Genomic DNA, 16,311 nt, shown 5'->3' on the forward strand with positions numbered 1-16,311 from the left:
CTGGATACAGTATGGTACCCTCAACATTTTCTCGTTTGAAAGCCGCACGCGCGCTGCCAGTCATTCTGGCAGCACTGATTTTCGCAGGCTGTGGCACCCAGGCGCCAGACCAGAGTGCAGCCCATATGCAGGGCACTGCGCAGGCTGATTCCGGCTTTTATCTGCAACAAATGCAGCAAAGCTCAGATGATAGCAAGACCAACTGGCAATTACTCGCCATTCGTGCACTGCTGAAAGAAGGCAAGAGCCAGCAGGCCATCGAGCTGTTCAACCAGCTACCGCAGAAACTAAGCGATACCCAGCGTCGTGAGCAGTCACTGCTGGCCGTCGAGATTAAGCTTGCGCAGAAAGATGTCGCTGGCGCACAGGCTCTGCTGGACAAACTCACCCCTGCCGATTTCGATCAAAACCAGCAGGCACGGTACTGGCAGACGCAAATCGACGTCAACCAGGGTCGCCCGTCGTTGACACTACTGCGCGCCCTGATCGCCCAGGAGCCGTTGCTGGCCGCAAATGCTAAGCAGAAAAACATGGACGCCACCTGGCAGGCGCTGTCATCCATGACCCAGGAGCAAGCGCAGGCGCTGGTCATCAATGCGGATGAAAACGTGCTGCAAGGCTGGCTGGATCTCCAGCGCGTCTGGTTCGATAACCGTAACGATCCGGACATGATGAAAGCCGGCATTGCTGACTGGCAAAAACGTTATCCACAGAACCCGGGGGCAAAACTGTTGCCAACGCAGTTGGTTAACGTGCAGAGCTTTAAGCCCGCCTCCACCAGCAAAATTGCGCTGCTGCTGCCGCTGAACGGTCAGGCCGCTGTATTTGGCCGTACTATCCAGCAAGGCTTTGAAGCTGCGAAAAACATGGGCACTCAACCCGTAGCAGCCCCAGCTGTTGCCGCGCCTGCTGCAGATACAGCAGCCATGGCGACCACGGAACAGCCGCAAACGACTGACGGTGTTGCCAGCCCTTCTCAGGCGTCAGTAAGCGATCTAACCAACGAGACGTCAGCGCAACCAGAAGCTGCAGCCCCGCAGCCAACAGTGCCTGCACAGCCAACGACCGCCAGCGCGCCGGCGAATCCGTCCGCTGAGCTGAAAATCTATGACACCTCATCACAGCCGCTGAATCAGATCCTGGCTCAGGTTCAGCAGGATGGCGCCAGCATCGTGGTTGGCCCGCTGTTGAAGAATAATGTTGAAGAGCTGATGAAAAGCAACACGCCATTAAACGTCCTGGCGCTTAATCAGCCGGAGGCGGTGAAAAACCTGCCGAACGTCTGCTACTTCGCCCTGTCGCCAGAAGATGAAGCGCGCGACGCCGCGCGTCACATCCGCGATCAAGGAAAACAGACGCCGCTGCTTTTGACCCCGCGGAGTGCGTTAGGCGATCGCGTTGCCAACGCCTTTGCGCAGGAGTGGCAAAAGCTGGGTGGCGGCGTAGTGCTGCAGCAGAAGTTCGGCTCCACTGCTGAGCTGAAAATGGGCGTCAACGGCGGCTCGGGGATTTCCCTGACGGGCAGCCCGGTGGCCTCCTCTGTACCCACGCAGCCTGGTGTAACCATTGGCGGTCTGACGATACCGGCAGCGCCAACCGATGCGCAAATCACCGGCGGTGGTCGTGTTGATGCCGTGTATATTCTGGCGACGCCGGAAGAAATTGCATTTATTAAGCCGATGATCGCTATGCGTAACGGCAGCCAGAGCGGTGCCACGTTGTACGCCAGCTCCCGCAGCGCGCAGGGAACTGCCGGCCCGGATTTCCGTCTGGAAATGGAAGGCTTGCAGTACAGCGAAATTCCGATGCTGGCAGGCGCTAATGCGCCTCTTATGCAGCAAGCGCTTGGCGCGGTGCGTAATGACTACTCGCTGGCGCGTATGTACGCCATGGGCGTCGATGCCTGGTCGCTTGCCAACCACTTCTCGCAAATGCGTCAGGTGCAGGGTTTCGAAATTAACGGCAACACCGGAGCCTTAACCGCAACGCAGGATTGTGTGATTAACAGGAAGTTATCATGGCTCAAATACCAGCAAGGACAAGTCGTCCCCGCCAGTTAACGAGTAAACAGACCGGTGACGCGTGGGAATCCACCGCGCGTGACTGGCTGCAGAGCAAAGGACTGCATTTTATCGCCGCCAACGTGCGTGAACGTGGCGGCGAAATTGACCTGATAATGCGTGAAGGCAACACCACCGTATTTGTTGAGGTTCGCTACCGACGCTCAGCCTTGTTTGGCGGTGCGGCGGCGAGTGTGACCCGGAGCAAACAACACAAATTATTACAGACCGCCCGCTTGTGGCTTGCGCGCCACAATGGGAGTTTTGATACTGTGGATTGCCGGTTCGATGTGTTAGCCTTCACCGGAAATGATGTTGAGTGGTTTAAGGACGCGTTCAACGACCGCTCATAGTTGAAGATTCAGAGCCTGGTTCTTAAGGATTAGCGTGTTAGATAGAATTAAAGTCTGCTTTACAGAAAGCATTCAAACTCAGATAGCTGCGGCTGAAGCACTTCCGGATGCGATCTCCCGTGCAGCCATGACGCTGGTTCAGTCCCTGCTCAATGGCAACAAAATTCTCTGTTGTGGTAATGGGACGTCCGCTGCCAATGCACAGCATTTTGCTGCCAGCATGATCAATCGTTTTGAAACAGAACGGCCAAGTTTACCTGCGATTGCACTAAACACTGATAATGTGGTCTTAACTGCGATTGCCAACGATCGCCTGCACGACGAAGTTTATGCAAAACAAGTCCGTGCGCTGGGACATGCAGGTGATGTTCTGCTGGCAATCTCTACGCGTGGTAATAGCCGCGATATCGTAAAAGCCGTTGAAGCCGCCGTAACACGCGACATGACAATCGTCGCGCTGACCGGGTATGACGGAGGGGAGCTGGCCGGATTACTGGGGCCACAGGATGTTGAAATCCGTATTCCCTCACACCACAGTGCCCGCGTTCAGGAAATGCACATGCTGACGGTCAACTGCCTTTGCGATCTCATCGATAACACGCTTTTCCCTCACCAGGATGATTAAGGAGTACACATGAAGGCATTTTCGCCGCTTGCTGTGATTATCGCTGCACTGCTGCTGCAAGGCTGTGTCGCTGCTGCCGTTGTCGGAACTGCTGCTGTCGGCACCAAAGCCGCGACGGATCCCCGCAGCGTCGGCACCCAGGTAGATGATGGAACCCTGGAATTACGCGTCAATACGGCGTTGTCGAAAGATGCCCAAATCAAGAAGGAAACGCGAATCAACGTGAGCGCGTATCAGGGTAAAGTGCTGCTGGTTGGTCAGTCGCCGAATAGCGAACTGTCTGCGCGGGCAAAACAGATTGCGATGGGCGTAGAAGGTACGACTGAGGTCTTTAATGAGATCCGTCAGGGCCAGCCAATTGGCTTGGGCGATGCGTCCAACGATACCTGGATCACCACCAAAGTACGTTCCCAGTTGCTGACCAGCGATCAGGTGAAATCCTCTAATGTGAAAGTCACCACCGAAAACGGGGAAGTGTTCCTGTTGGGTCTGGTAACTGAGCGTGAAGCGAAGGCGGCGGCGGACATCGCCAGCCGGGTAAGCGGCGTGAAACGCGTCACTACGGCCTTTACGTTTATTAAGTAATACAGATGCCGGATAGCGACGCATGGGCGTCTTATCCGGCCTACAGGCATAATCGTTTGTAGGTCAGATAAACGCCAGCGCCATCCGGCATTTTATTTGGCCCTTTCGCGTAGCTCGGAAGAGGTCAGGATCGAAACCCCTTCATGCCCAGGCGCCAGTGCCTCCGCCAGCATTGCCCGCGCAACATCGCGTGCTTCAATCGACTTCCAGTTACCCGGCAGCAGCCTGAACAACGGCGCTAAAAACATCTCATTCGTCCGCTGTTTGTCCCTATCCCCCAGTAGCATTGAAGGTCGGACAATCGTCAGCCGTGGCCAATTCTGCGCGATCAGCGCCTGCTCCATTTCACCTTTCACCCGGTTATAGAAAAACGGTGAATTCGCATTGGCGCCCATCGAACTCACCACCAGCATATGCTGGGCGCCTAACCGGCGTCCCGTCAGGGCCGTATCCACCACCAGCGTATAGTCAGCATGGATAAACGCCTCTTTGCTGCCCGCTTCACGTCGGGTGGTCCCCAGGCAACAAAAGACAATATCGACCGGTTCGGTAACCTGCGCCAGAGCATCGGTTAGCTGCGGATCATGGGGGTTATAGATGCCAACCGTATCAGCCAGCGGTCGACGCGTTGGTGCCGTGATGGCATTGATCCGGGGTTCATTGAGCAGCATACGCAGCAAATTTCCGCCTACCAGCCCCGTTGCGCCCGTTATTAACACCTGACTCATCCTCGCTCCTTTACAGATTTGTCCGTCTTGCGCTCTCAGCCTCAGCGACCAGACTTAATAGTTCGTGAGGTAATTATCCATCAACATGGAAATTCTGCCTCATCCGCATGCCATTCAACGGAGGAAACATGAGCAAGAAAATTGCCGTTTTAATCACTGATGAGTTTGAAGATTCAGAATTTACATCGCCAGCTGCAGAATTTCGTCAGGCCGGGCATGAAGTCATCACCATTGAAAAACAGGCGGGCAAAACGGTGAAGGGGAAAAAAGGAGAGGCCAGCGTAACCATCGACAAAGCGATCGAAGATGTACGCCCTTCTGATTTTGACGCCCTGCTGTTGCCTGGCGGTCACTCACCGGATTACCTGCGCGGTGACGAGCGTTTCGTGACCTTTACCCGGGATTTTGTTAACAGCGGCAAACCGGTGTTTGCTATCTGCCACGGTCCACAGCTGCTTATCAGCGCGGATGTCATTCGCGGACGTAAGCTTACCGCTGTGAAGCCTATCATCATCGATGTGAAAAACGCCGGCGCCGAATTTTACGATCAGGAAATGGTGAATGATAACGATCAGTTGGTAACCAGCCGTACCCCAGACGATCTCCCGGCGTTTAACCGTGAGGCATTACGTATTCTCGGCGCGTGAGTCACGTAGCCAGAGCATCTTTTTACCGAAGCCCAGCGTGTTGTCCGTGAATTTGACTTCATCCAGTCGAATCTCCCACACGGGCGCAGGCAGCATTCTGGCGACGGGGAAACGGCGGTTGTAGGCCTTACGCGCAACTTCGCTCTCTTGCCCTTCAAGACGCCGGATTTCCCCTTTGAACTGTACGCCACGAATCAGGGCGACCGTTTTGGGCTGACCATTTACCGTGCCGGCAATCGGTGCGCGGGGTCCGGACATCTGCGCATGGCGCGTTTTCTCTTCAGTCAGCACATAAAACACCATCTTCTGCGCATCAAACAGGTAAAACGCATTGGCGCACCATAATTCACCTTCATGATGTACGCACCAGGTCACGACGTGCTGCTTTGCCAGCCAGCGGGTCACCGCAGTCAGTGTTTCCATTTCTGTTCTCTTTTATACTGTAGGCCTGAAAATTATCACGTCGATGGTGACAATGACACCCTGGTATCTGTACCTGATCCGTACCGCGGACAACGCCTTATACACCGGAATAACCACCGATGTGCAACGCCGCTATAAGCAGCATCAAAGTGGGAAAGGCGCGAAGGCGCTACGCGGAAAGGGGGAACTCACGTTGGCATTTGCGGCGCAGGTTGGCGACCGTTCGCTGGCCCTGCGCATAGAGTATCGCGTCAAACAGCTCACCAAGCGGCAGAAAGAGCGCCTTGTCGAAGGCGAAGGGTTTGAGGCGCTACTGAGCAGCCTGCAAACCCCGGAGCTTAAAAACGATTGAAGTGGTCGTGGTATTCCACAAGGCCCGTCACGCCTTCCAGCGCATCGTCCGCCAGGCGATGAACCTGGAACGCGCTTTCGGTGCCCGGCCAGCGGCAGCGCAGGTCATGATGTGCTGCCAGCTCAAAGCCAAAGCGGCTGTACAGTGCTGGATCCCCCAGTGTGACCACCGCGGCGTAGCCAAACTCGTTCAGTGAATCGAGTCCTTCATAGACCAGCTGACGCGCCAGCCCCTGCCCCCGGTAGTTTTCATCCACCGCGAGCGGCGCCATGCCGACCCATTGCAGATCTTCGCCCTGAACATCGACAGGACTAAACGCGACGTAACCCACTACCTGACCTTCGTCATCAGTCGCAACCAGACCCAGCGTTAAGAAGCCATCTTCACGCAGGTCGTGCACTAATTTCGCTTCCGCATCGCTCTCAAATGAACGGCGCAGCAGCGCATCAATACCAGGGGCATCAATGGGAATTTCAACTCGAATCAGCATGGCTCACCTACCGAAGTCTGTTTGGTTTCTGGCGGCGTTTTCATCCCCGCCTCAACAAAATCCGCCAACTGCATCAGCATGACGCGCAACGCTTTAGGCATCTGATCCAGTTCGATGGCGTCCATCAGATTTTTTACATACAGCCCTAATTCTGTATCACCTTCAATCACCAGGCGACGCTGGAAGAAAAGCGTATCCGGATCCTGCTTGCGCGCCGCGATCATAAGCAGATCGCTGGCATCGGCGCTAAAACTTACATCCGCATCTGCATTCTGGCTGACAATAAGTTTATCGTTCTCAACAGAGGTATACCATTTGAGGCCAATGTCACGCACATGAATGCTCAGCCAGCGGCCGTCGAGAAACTCCAGCTCCCCATCGGCCAGCGCCTGACTAAACTGCCAGCTCAGGACCTGTTCCAGAACCTGGCGCTTTAGCGCAAAGGGCGTCAGTTTAACCGGTACACTCATCAGAGAAGGACCAAAATGTACTAAGCGTGAACGCAGTTTATCCAACACGAGCTTTACTCCCTGTTTCAATAGTCCTGCTATTTTGCCATATCAAATAAACGACATAGCGGCATAAATCAACAATTCGCTACGAAATTGTTACCTCTTTATTGGTGTCACCAATACGACTTTAACTGCCTCAAATCAAAAATTGTCTCAGCAAGGTTAACTAAAATCCCTCTTCGTTAACATTTCTGCGCCCTTCACGGCGCAACGTTCAGGATAAATTATGGAGCTGCTCTGCCCTGCCGGAAACCTCCCGGCGCTTAAGGCGGCCATCGAGAACGGCGCTGATGCTGTCTACATCGGGCTGAAAGATGATACCAACGCCCGTCATTTCGCCGGCCTTAATTTTACCGAGAAAAAATTGCAGGAAGCGGTGAGTTTTGTTCATCAGCACCGCCGTAAGCTGCACATCGCGATTAACACCTTTGCGCATCCGGATGGTTACGCGCGCTGGCAACGTGCCGTGGATATGGCGGCGCAACTGGGTGCAGATGCGCTAATCCTCGCCGACCTCGCCATGCTTGAGTATGCCGCAGAGCGCTACCCGCATATTGAGCGCCATGTCTCTGTTCAGGCATCTGCAACCAATGAAGAGGCGATTAATTTCTATCATCGCAACTTTGACGTCGCCCGCGTGGTGTTGCCGCGCGTGCTGTCTATTCATCAGGTGAAGCAGCTCGCTCGCGTCACGCCAGTTCCCCTGGAAGTGTTCGCCTTTGGCAGCCTGTGCATTATGGCGGAAGGCCGTTGCTATCTTTCGTCCTATCTGACGGGCGAGTCGCCTAACACGGTTGGCGCCTGTTCTCCAGCCCGTTTTGTACGCTGGCAGCAAACCCAGCAAGGGCTGGAATCCCGCCTTAATGAAGTGCTGATCGACCGCTATCAGGACGGAGAAAACGCGGGTTATCCCACGCTGTGTAAAGGCCGTTATCTGGTTGACGGCGAGCGCTATCATGCGCTGGAAGAACCCACCAGCCTGAATACGCTGGAGCTGCTGCCGGAGCTGCTGGCGGCCAATATTGCCTCGGTGAAAATCGAGGGGCGTCAGCGTAGTCCGGCTTACGTTAGCCAGGTGGCGAAAGTGTGGCGTCAGGCGATCGACCGCTGTATGGCCGACCCGCAAAACTACGCCCCACAGGCCGCGTGGATGGAAACGCTCGGTTCAATGTCCGAAGGCACGCAGACCACGCTTGGCGCGTATCACCGTAAATGGCAGTGAGAGAAGCAATGAAATATTCCTTAGGACCGGTGCTGTGGTACTGGCCAAAAGAAACGCTGGAAGATTTTTATCAGCAGGCCGCCGTAAGCCAGGCCGACGTTATCTATCTTGGCGAAGCGGTATGCAGTAAACGCCGCGCCACCAAAGTGGGCGACTGGCTGGATATGGCGAAATCATTGGCCGGTAGCGGTAAGCAGGTGGTGCTTTCGACCCTCGCGCTGGTGCAGGCATCGTCGGAGCTGGGCGAACTCAAACGCTATGTTGAAAACGGCGATTTTCTGGTGGAAGCTAGCGATCTTGGCGTGGTAAACATGTGCGCCGAGCGTAAGCTGCCGTTTGTCGCCGGACATGCGCTCAACTGCTACAACGCGGTAACCCTGCGTTTGCTGCTCAAACAAGGTATGGTGCGCTGGTGTATGCCGGTAGAACTGTCCCGCGACTGGCTGGTAAATCTGCTCGACCAGTGTGATGAGCTGGGTATTCGCAATCAGTTTGAAGTAGAGGTGCTGAGCTACGGGCATCTGCCGCTGGCGTACTCTGCACGCTGCTTTACCGCACGCTCTGAAGACCGTCCAAAGGACGAGTGTGAAACCTGCTGCATCAAGTACCCGAACGGGCGCGATGTACTGTCGCAGGAGAATCAGCAGGTCTTTGTCCTCAACGGGATCCAGACCATGAGCGGCTATGTTTACAACCTTGGCAACGAGCTGACGTCGATGCAGGGGCTGGTTGATATTGTGCGTCTGTCCCCTTCAGGAACCGAAACTTTCGCCATGCTCGATGCCTTCCGCGCCAATGAAAATGGTACGGCCCCATTACCGCTTGCCGCCCACAGTGACTGCAACGGCTACTGGAAACGACTGGCAGGGCTGGAGTTACTAACTTAAATTCAACAAGTTGCTGATAATTTAATAGTGCCGGATATTTAACATCTAAATATTTGGCACTATTTTAGTAAGCGTTATAAATACTTTCCTGCATATTATTTTAATTAATTAGCTCCTCTATTAATAACATTCTGACATTATTTTTTATTAGCCATCACCACGTAAATACATTCTAATAAAACATATAGCCCCCCACAGCCATCCACTCAACAAATACAACCGAAGCTATGCACCACCTTTATTGCGAGAAAAAGACAATATATAACAACAACATAAGACATCCAATTAACACAAAAAAAATGAAATGTACAACCATTATTTTGACAATCGATATTAAGTTTAAATACGTTTATAAATATTACCATGCAAATAAAATCACCCAGCTTGAGATGTAATCTTAAACTTAAATTAGATTATTTAAGATTCTCGAACAGGAATGGAAAAGAATATTTAAATGGAAATACATATAATATTCAATCCTGGATGTATTTAATTCGTAGTCAGGAAATATCTATGAACAAGAAGTTAATTGCGACCGTATTTGCTACCTCTTTGAGTCTTTTTGGAATGACCTCTGCGCAAGCAGAAGAAACAGCGACAGATGTCACTGCACCGGGTGGTACTGTACATTTTGTTGGGCAGGTAGTGAATGCGGGCTGCTCTGTAGCCTCTGATTCTCTCGATTTTACCGTTTACCTTGACCAGGTTCGTGCAACGCATTTAGCCACAGCAGGCACCGCTGCCGGTCAGCCAAAAAGCTTTGAAATTCACCTGGTAGATTGCGACGCCAGCATTGTTAAAACTGCGGCCGTCACCTTCACCGGCCAGACTGACGCTGATGTACCGGCTGCACTGGCGAATACCGCAGGCGCAGGCGCGGCTAAACACGTTGCACTGCAACTGTACGGACCGGACAGCAAAGCCGTTGATATGGGCGTAAAATCAAGCTCTATCGCCGTACTGGATGGTGAAAACACCATTCCGATGAGCGTTGACTACATTGCCACCGACGCCGCAGGCGAAGCGGGTAGCGTAGAAGCCACCGCAACATTCCACATGAACTACGCGTAATGTAGTTCAGCCTTTGCCGCTTTGCGCAATGATGGCGCAGAGTGGCACTGACTCTCCCCATGGACCGAAGCGTTTTCTGTTATAGCGCCCCCGGATTTATTTAATCCATTAGCTTATACAGGCTTCGCGTCCATTTATATTGCACTTCTGAATGTTATTTTTGATATAAAGGAATATGTCATGGTTACCTCATTTGCTAATAGAAAGCAGACCGTTAAAATAGGTTTAGTCCACATGACCGTGGGCGCGTTATCAATATTTTCTTTTGCCGCCAGCGCCGGGGGCGTTTCACTTGGCGCAACGCGCATTGTCTACCCCTTGACTGCGCAACAGGTTTCGCTGCCCGTCAGAAACTCTGATAGCCAAAATACGTTTTTAATTAAATCATGGGTGTCCAATCCGGATGACACTAAATCTAATGAGTTTGTCGTAACGCCACCGCTTTTTTCCATTTCGGCAAAACATGAAAATATCGTACGTATCATGTATATCGGTAAACCACTACCGACCGATCGCGAAACAGTATTCTATTTTAACAGTAAAGCCATTCCACCGGTTGCCAAAGAAAAGATTAAGCAAAATACCTTACAGATTGCCACTCAAAGCACAATCAAACTGTTTATGCGCCCGGAAAACTTAGCCAGCGCGTCGGTAGATGCCCCGCGCACTCTGCGTTGTAGTATTGCAGGCGGAAAAGCCAGCATGAACAACCCTTCCCCCTATTACGTTACGCTGGTTAATTTCCGTATCGGCGAAAACAAAATCAAAAATACGATGTTGGCGCCGATGTCCACCAGCAGCGTCGACTTTTCCGGCAAGGGTGGCAGCATAAAATTTCAGACGGTAAATGATTTTGGCGCACTGACGCCAGAACAAACATGTAGCAGTTAAAAATAATATAACTATTTATAATGATGTGGCTGATATAAATGCAAAAAAACTTTTATATTAATAAATTTAAAATTGCACCTCTGACGACAGCACTCATCGCTGTCTTCACGTCATTCTTTACGGGGGCAGAGAATTATTTCAACCCGGCATTTTTTTCAGACGATCCGGACGCGGTAGCCGATCTCTCGCGTTTTACAAACAACGGCGCGCAAACGCCTGGTACCTATCGGGTAGATATCTATCTTAATGAAACGTTCACCGGCACCCGCGACGTCGAGTTTAGAGAATCCAGAGATCCACAAAACCATCAGCTGCAGCCTTGTCTGTCGGTCGACTACTTGCAAAAAATTGGCATTAATAATAAATCACCCGGGTTTGCGTCGATAAAAGATGAGTCGTGCGTTGACCTCAGTATCGCTATCCCCGATGCCGCAAGCGAATTTGAGTTTGAAAAACTCCGCCTCAATCTTTCTATTCCGCAAATTGCACTGAGTAATAATGCCAGAGGATACATCCCGCCGGAGCAATGGGACGAAGGGATTAACGCCCTGCTGGTCAACTACAATTTTTCAGGCTCAAACAGTCGCGACGGCAGCGGAGAAAGCAGCGGCGCCAACAGTAACTATTTTCTGGCGCTAAACAGCGGGGCCAACATTGGCCCGTGGCGCTTACGCGATAACTCAACGTGGAGTAAATCGACCACCAGCAGCAAGTGGCAACATATTAATACCTATCTTCAACGCACCGTGATTCCCTTAAAAAGCGAACTCACTATTGGGGATGGTTACACCTCATCAGAGCTCTTCGACAGTCTGAACTTTCGTGGCGCACAACTCTCTTCCGATGAGAATATGTTACCCGACAGCTTAAAAGGCTTTGCGCCAACAATACGCGGGATCGCGCAAAGTAACGCCCAGGTTACCGTCAGGCAAAATAATTACATTATTTATCAAACTTACGTCGCGCCAGGGGCTTTTGAAATTACCGATCTCTACCCTACTTCATCGGGCGGTGATTTGGTCGTAGAAGTGAAAGAATCGGATGGCAGAATATCCAGCTACAGCGTACCGTATTCAGCGGTGCCGCTTTTACAGCGCGAAGGCAGGATCAAATATTCGGCGATTGTCGGACGCTCAAGAACAAACAGTTCGCAACAGGAAGAAACGGATTTCGGCCAGTTCTCTCTCAGTTGGGGATTGCCGCACGGTTGGACGTTATACGGCGGCGGTCAGCTGTCCTCCACTTACACCGCGTCGGCACTGGGTTTCGGCGTCAATATGGGCGATTTTGGCGCCGTCTCGCTGGATCTGACGCATGCGCAAAGCGAACTGGCTGATAACAGTCGCCATACCGGGCAATCGCTGCGTTTTCTCTACGCAAAATCACTCAACAACATCGGCACTAACTTCCAGCTGTTAGGCTATCGCTACTCCACTTCTGGGTTTTATACCTTTAGCGATACCACCTATAAAAAGATGGATGGATACACATCCGACCCTGATGACGAAGATGACGATCAGCCTGTATGGGTAAATTACTATAACCTCTATTATTCAAAGCGAGGAAAGGTACAGGTTAATATTTCTCAGCAGCTAAACGGCTATGGCTCCCTTTATTTGTCCGGTAGCAAACAGAGCTACTGGCATACCGATGAAACCAACTCATTATTCCAGATTGGCTACAATACCCAATGGCATAATATGAACATCGGCCTGAGTTATAATTATACCCAATCGCCAGGCCAGCCAAATGCCGATCAAATTGTTGCGCTGAATATTTCCCTGCCGCTTGGCTGGTGGTTGAGCCCCGGCGGCGTTTCACCAACCCAGCGCACTAACTCCATGTTCGCCACACTTAGCACCAGTACCGATAAAGACGGACATACCACGCAAAACGCGGGGGTCAGTGGGTCGCTGCTTGAGGCCAACAATCTGAACTATAACCTGCAGCAAGGGTATGGCAACCAGGGAACCGGCGCCAGTGGAATGGCCAGCCTGGATTACAAAGGCGCGTATGGCGACGTTAACGTGGGATATAACTATAGCGATAACGGAAACTACCAACAGGTTAACTATGGGCTTTCAGGGGGCATTGTGGCGCATGCCGCAGGCATTACGCTCAGCCAGCCGTTGGGCAACACCAATATTCTGGTCGCTATTCCGGGCGCAGAAAATGTTCCGGTAGAAAACAACGAGGGCATAAAAACCGACTGGCGCGGCTATACGGTTATTCCGTATGCCAACGTCTATCGTCAGAACCGAATCGCCCTGGATATTAACGCTCTTGGCGATGATATGGATATCGATGATGCCGTCGTACAGGTTATTCCAACCCATGGCGCCTTAGTCAGAGCTGATTTTAAAGCGCGGATCGGACATCGGGTCTTGGTCACGCTGAAATACCACAATAAACCCGTTCCATTTGGCGCGACCGTGACCCACGACGACACTGAAAGCAGCAGTATCGTTGGCGATGACGGCGTCGTGTATCTTGCCGGGCTGCCGCCGCAAGGGGGGTTAAATGTGCAATGGGGAACCGGTAGCGATGCCCGGTGCCATGCAACCTATGCGCTTGATGCTAACGCTATTCGCCCCGTTAATAAAATTACCGCTCGGTGTATATAATGAAAAAATATCCTCTTCATCTCTTTCTAAAAATAACCGCAACGCTGTTATTTCTCGGCACTATCTCCGAATGCTACGCCGCATATCCAAACAATGCCTGCGGCCCGGCAAACGGTAGTACGACAACAAACTACGTATTTAATGTCAACTCAACCATCACCAATCCAGAGGACAACAGAGCGGGTGCCTTGCCACCTGTCACTGAATCCAGCAGCGGTCAATTCTCACTATATTGCCAATGTGATCCAACGCTGTATCCCAATGGGGTAGTCACGCATCAATGGACAACCAGCCCGTTGGACATCTATACCACAGCAAATGGATTAACTTTTTACAATATCAATGAATACATTGCGGCCGCGATAGAGATAAAAGATGAAGGTAATGGTACTTACTACCCTGTTCCATGGAACAACCATTATATTCCCAAAGATGACGGGACATATCCCTGTAACACAGCAGGCGATGAATATCATACCGGGAACCATGTCCGGGTAACGTTTTATATGAAGCGCTCCTTTGTCGGCCAGGTCAATATACCCTCAACCATTATGGCCCAGCTCTGGTATACCGTGACGGATACCTTTATTCCCGGTGAGGCAACAGCAAGCCTGTCAATAAATGGTACGGTGACCGTACCTGAAAGCTGCGAAATTAACGCCGGACAGATGCTTACCGTCGAGTTGGGTCAAACGTGGGCCGGCAGCTTTAAAACGCCGGGACAAAAGCCCAAGGGTTATACACCGAAAACCCTTTCCATCCCGGTGCAGTGTAATGATATGGCCTCAACGGCGAATCTGGAATGGCGTATGGTCGCCACCCCTTCGGCAGAATACCCGGATGCCATCCAGTCCAGCAACAGCGGGATTGGCGTGGTCGTGGCGGATATGCAGGGAACAACAATCCCACCAGAAACCGGCAAGATCCTGCTAACGCTGAATGATACCTACGCGACGACCATTAACGTGCAGGCCTGGCCAGTGAAAACCATTGAGGGCACCCCTGAAGCGGGCAGCTATAACGCGGTGGCCACCATGCGTATTGATTTTCAGTAACCCGCTACGGATAAGCAGAAATGAAAAAATGGATGATCTTTCTGGTCGCCGGTTTGGCCAGTACCGCGCAGGCGGAAAACGAAGTGCCAAACTTAACGTTTAACGGCTCGATTATTGCCGAAGGCTGCGATGTGGCGGTAGCCAGCGAAAATCAGACGGTACATATCGGCGACTTCTCAGTTGCCGTATTTTCCGGTACAGGCAGCGTAAGTTCAGCGAAGAATTTTGAGATTAATCTGGAAAACTGCGTTGGTAAAGGCAGTATTACTTTTTCAGGTGAGTCCAATACGGATAACGGCGCGCTCCTCGCACTCACCAACGCAACTGGTGAAGGCGACACGGCTTCAGGTGTGGCAATTGAAATATTGGATCTAAATTCAGGTGCACCGCAACCCCTGCCTCTTGGGCAAGCCAGCAGTTTATATACATTGAAGTCCGGTGATAACACTCTCCGCTATCAGTTGCGCTATAAGGCCACTCAGAATGTGGTAACGCCGGGTAGTGCCAATGCGGTGATGTATTTCGATATGCTCTATCAGTGAGGCAGAGGAATGACAAAATATCTTTTTATCCTGTTTTCTGCTTTAGCGCTGGACCACATTTCAATTGCTTTCGCCGACGATCACAGCGGAACCATCAATATCACGGGTTCGATTAACGCTCATACCTGTGAAGTCGCTGCCGCATCGAAAGATTTTACCGTTGCCCTTGGGCAGTTTCATCCGCAAGATTTTCTTCAGACGGGTGCCGTAACCTCCATGCAGGGATTTATCATCACCCTGGAAAAATGTGCATATGAAGTCACGACGGCGACGGTCACATTCAATGGTGAATCCGACACCGACCGTCCGGAGCTGCTAAAAGTGGATGCTTCAGCCGAAAGCGCTACCGGGCTTGCTGTGGCAATTTTAGACAGCAACAGAGCGATTATCCCATTAAAAACCGAGAGCCCCGCTTATACGTTAAGTTCTAATTCGGTACAAATCTTCGATCTGCAATTTTATGCCCAGTATATCTCCACCCGCACGATTGTAACGCCGGGCGATGCCGGTGCCACCGCCACCTTCCAGCTGCAATATGAATAATTATTACGCCGTTATTGCTTTGCTACTGTTCGGGAGTAGCTGCAGTGGCCATGCTGGCGTCGTTGCTGGTGGCACACGGTTTATTTTTGATGCCGATGCCGGCAGTCTGTCCATCACCTTAAAAAATACCGACAGCGCAACCTGGCTGGTCAAAAGCACCATTAATAACACGCTACAATGGCCCGGGGCCGAACCGATCCACGGGATGACGCCTTTTACTGTAACGCCGCCCCTTTTTGCGCTTGCGGGAGAAAAAGAAAATAAAATTCGGATAGTTAAAACCGCAGAGGATTTACCCGTCGACCGTGAAAGCCTGTATGAATTGCTGATCACCGCCATTCCTTCTGGAAAAATGGAAAAGAACTCGGTACAGGTCGCCCTGCGCTCACGTTATAAACTCATTTATCGTCCTCCTGGGCTATCTGGGATCCCAGAGCAAGCATACCAGCAGATTCACTGGCAATGGCGACAGGACGGGTCGTTGGAGATCGGCAATCCGACCCCTTATTATGTGACGCTGACATCGGTGCGAGTGAATGGGAATATTGAAGAGAATGCCGGGGTTGTCGCCCCATTTAGTCAGCGTTCTGTTTCCTGGTGCCAAAATACAACCCTATGCAAAGTACAGTGGCGTACGCTGGATGATGTGGGTAAAGAACTCACCGCAATGAATATCACATTGACGCAAGCGCCATGATTAA

General features: G+C 51.7%; 19 protein-coding genes. 15 read left to right on the forward strand and 4 right to left on the reverse strand.

Annotation, left to right across the window (positions count from 1 at the left end; genetic code table 11):
* Positions 1 to 11: 11 nt before the first annotated feature.
* Genes LA337_20620 through yraP form a run of 4 tightly spaced genes read left to right on the forward strand, consistent with a single transcriptional unit; the run spans position 12 to position 3,623 of the window.
* The gene (locus LA337_20620; GenBank protein ID UBI15535.1) at positions 12 to 2,060 is read left to right on the forward strand and encodes a penicillin-binding protein activator; all 2,049 of its coding nucleotides are present in this window, start codon (positions 12 to 14) and stop codon (positions 2,058 to 2,060) included.
* A complete protein-coding gene (locus LA337_20625; GenBank protein ID UBI15536.1) occupies positions 2,018 to 2,413 on the forward strand; it encodes a YraN family protein in 396 nt (131 codons plus the stop codon). Before LA337_20620 ends, LA337_20625 begins: the two co-directional genes overlap by 43 nt.
* Positions 2,414 to 2,447: 34 nt before the next feature.
* Positions 2,448 to 3,038 carry a DnaA initiator-associating protein DiaA gene (gene diaA, locus LA337_20630; protein UBI15537.1) on the forward strand — a complete coding sequence of 197 codons (591 nt, stop codon included), beginning with the start codon at positions 2,448 to 2,450 and terminating at the stop codon, positions 3,036 to 3,038.
* A 9-nt stretch (positions 3,039 to 3,047) separates the two neighbouring features.
* The gene (gene yraP, locus LA337_20635) at positions 3,048 to 3,623 is read left to right on the forward strand and encodes a divisome-associated lipoprotein YraP (protein ID UBI15538.1); all 576 of its coding nucleotides are present in this window, start codon (positions 3,048 to 3,050) and stop codon (positions 3,621 to 3,623) included.
* Between the two features lie 92 nt (positions 3,624 to 3,715).
* On the opposite strand, the gene LA337_20640 is transcribed toward yraP, so the two are convergent.
* Entirely contained in the window at positions 3,716 to 4,351 is a 636-nt protein-coding gene (locus LA337_20640; protein UBI15539.1) for an NAD(P)H-binding protein, read from the reverse strand.
* Between the two features lie 128 nt (positions 4,352 to 4,479).
* On the opposite strand from LA337_20640, the gene LA337_20645 reads away from it, so the two are divergent.
* Positions 4,480 to 4,998 carry a type 1 glutamine amidotransferase gene (locus LA337_20645; protein ID UBI15540.1) on the forward strand — a complete coding sequence of 173 codons (519 nt, stop codon included), beginning with the start codon at positions 4,480 to 4,482 and terminating at the stop codon, positions 4,996 to 4,998.
* On the opposite strand, the gene LA337_20650 is transcribed toward LA337_20645, so the two are convergent.
* Complete coding sequence (locus LA337_20650) at positions 4,978 to 5,421, reverse strand: YhbP family protein (protein ID UBI15541.1); 444 nt, start codon at positions 5,419 to 5,421, stop codon at positions 4,978 to 4,980. The two genes, LA337_20645 and LA337_20650, sit on opposite strands and share 21 nt — an antisense overlap.
* Before the next feature lie 52 nt (positions 5,422 to 5,473).
* Here LA337_20650 and LA337_20655 point away from each other — a divergent pair, with 52 nt between their 5' ends.
* Complete coding sequence (locus LA337_20655; GenBank protein ID UBI15542.1) at positions 5,474 to 5,773, forward strand: GIY-YIG nuclease family protein; 300 nt, start codon at positions 5,474 to 5,476, stop codon at positions 5,771 to 5,773.
* Here LA337_20655 and LA337_20660 read toward each other — a convergent pair.
* Complete coding sequence (locus tag LA337_20660) at positions 5,760 to 6,263, reverse strand: N-acetyltransferase (GenBank protein ID UBI15543.1); 504 nt, start codon at positions 6,261 to 6,263, stop codon at positions 5,760 to 5,762. The genes LA337_20655 and LA337_20660 overlap by 14 nt on opposite strands.
* On the reverse strand, positions 6,257 to 6,781 hold the full coding sequence (locus tag LA337_20665) for an SCP2 domain-containing protein (GenBank protein ID UBI15544.1): 525 nt from the start codon (positions 6,779 to 6,781) through the stop codon (positions 6,257 to 6,259). The genes LA337_20660 and LA337_20665 overlap by 7 nt, the downstream gene beginning before the upstream one ends.
* A 220-nt stretch (positions 6,782 to 7,001) precedes the next feature.
* Between LA337_20665 and LA337_20670 the strand changes: the two genes are divergently transcribed.
* From LA337_20670 to LA337_20710, 9 genes are all read left to right on the forward strand, one after another.
* Positions 7,002 to 7,997: a U32 family peptidase gene (locus LA337_20670; protein ID UBI15545.1), complete on the forward strand. Its 996-nt coding sequence runs from the start codon at positions 7,002 to 7,004 to the stop codon at positions 7,995 to 7,997.
* A complete protein-coding gene (locus LA337_20675) occupies positions 7,988 to 8,884 on the forward strand; it encodes a U32 family peptidase (GenBank protein UBI15546.1) in 897 nt (298 codons plus the stop codon). The genes LA337_20670 and LA337_20675 overlap by 10 nt, the downstream gene beginning before the upstream one ends.
* 513 nt (positions 8,885 to 9,397) lie before the next feature.
* Positions 9,398 to 9,955 carry a fimbrial protein gene (locus tag LA337_20680; GenBank protein ID UBI15547.1) on the forward strand — a complete coding sequence of 186 codons (558 nt, stop codon included), beginning with the start codon at positions 9,398 to 9,400 and terminating at the stop codon, positions 9,953 to 9,955.
* Positions 9,956 to 10,189: 234 nt separating this feature from the next.
* A complete protein-coding gene (locus LA337_20685; protein UBI18526.1) occupies positions 10,190 to 10,846 on the forward strand; it encodes a fimbria/pilus periplasmic chaperone in 657 nt (218 codons plus the stop codon).
* 38 nt (positions 10,847 to 10,884) lie between these two features.
* Positions 10,885 to 13,470 carry a fimbrial biogenesis usher protein gene (locus LA337_20690; protein ID UBI15548.1) on the forward strand — a complete coding sequence of 862 codons (2,586 nt, stop codon included), beginning with the start codon at positions 10,885 to 10,887 and terminating at the stop codon, positions 13,468 to 13,470.
* Positions 13,470 to 14,525 carry a fimbrial protein gene (locus LA337_20695; protein UBI15549.1) on the forward strand — a complete coding sequence of 352 codons (1,056 nt, stop codon included), beginning with the start codon at positions 13,470 to 13,472 and terminating at the stop codon, positions 14,523 to 14,525. The genes LA337_20690 and LA337_20695 overlap by 1 nt, the downstream gene beginning before the upstream one ends.
* Positions 14,526 to 14,545: 20 nt before the next feature.
* Positions 14,546 to 15,067 carry a fimbrial protein gene (locus LA337_20700; GenBank protein UBI15550.1) on the forward strand — a complete coding sequence of 174 codons (522 nt, stop codon included), beginning with the start codon at positions 14,546 to 14,548 and terminating at the stop codon, positions 15,065 to 15,067.
* 9 nt (positions 15,068 to 15,076) lie between these two features.
* On the forward strand, positions 15,077 to 15,610 hold the full coding sequence (locus LA337_20705; protein UBI15551.1) for a fimbrial protein: 534 nt from the start codon (positions 15,077 to 15,079) through the stop codon (positions 15,608 to 15,610).
* Positions 15,603 to 16,307: a fimbria/pilus periplasmic chaperone gene (locus LA337_20710; protein UBI15552.1), complete on the forward strand. Its 705-nt coding sequence runs from the start codon at positions 15,603 to 15,605 to the stop codon at positions 16,305 to 16,307. The genes LA337_20705 and LA337_20710 overlap by 8 nt, the downstream gene beginning before the upstream one ends.
* Positions 16,308 to 16,311 lie beyond the last annotated feature (4 nt).

It is taken from the genome of Citrobacter europaeus (genome assembly GCA_020099315.1).
Classification (GTDB): Bacteria; Pseudomonadota; Gammaproteobacteria; order Enterobacterales; family Enterobacteriaceae; genus Citrobacter; species Citrobacter europaeus.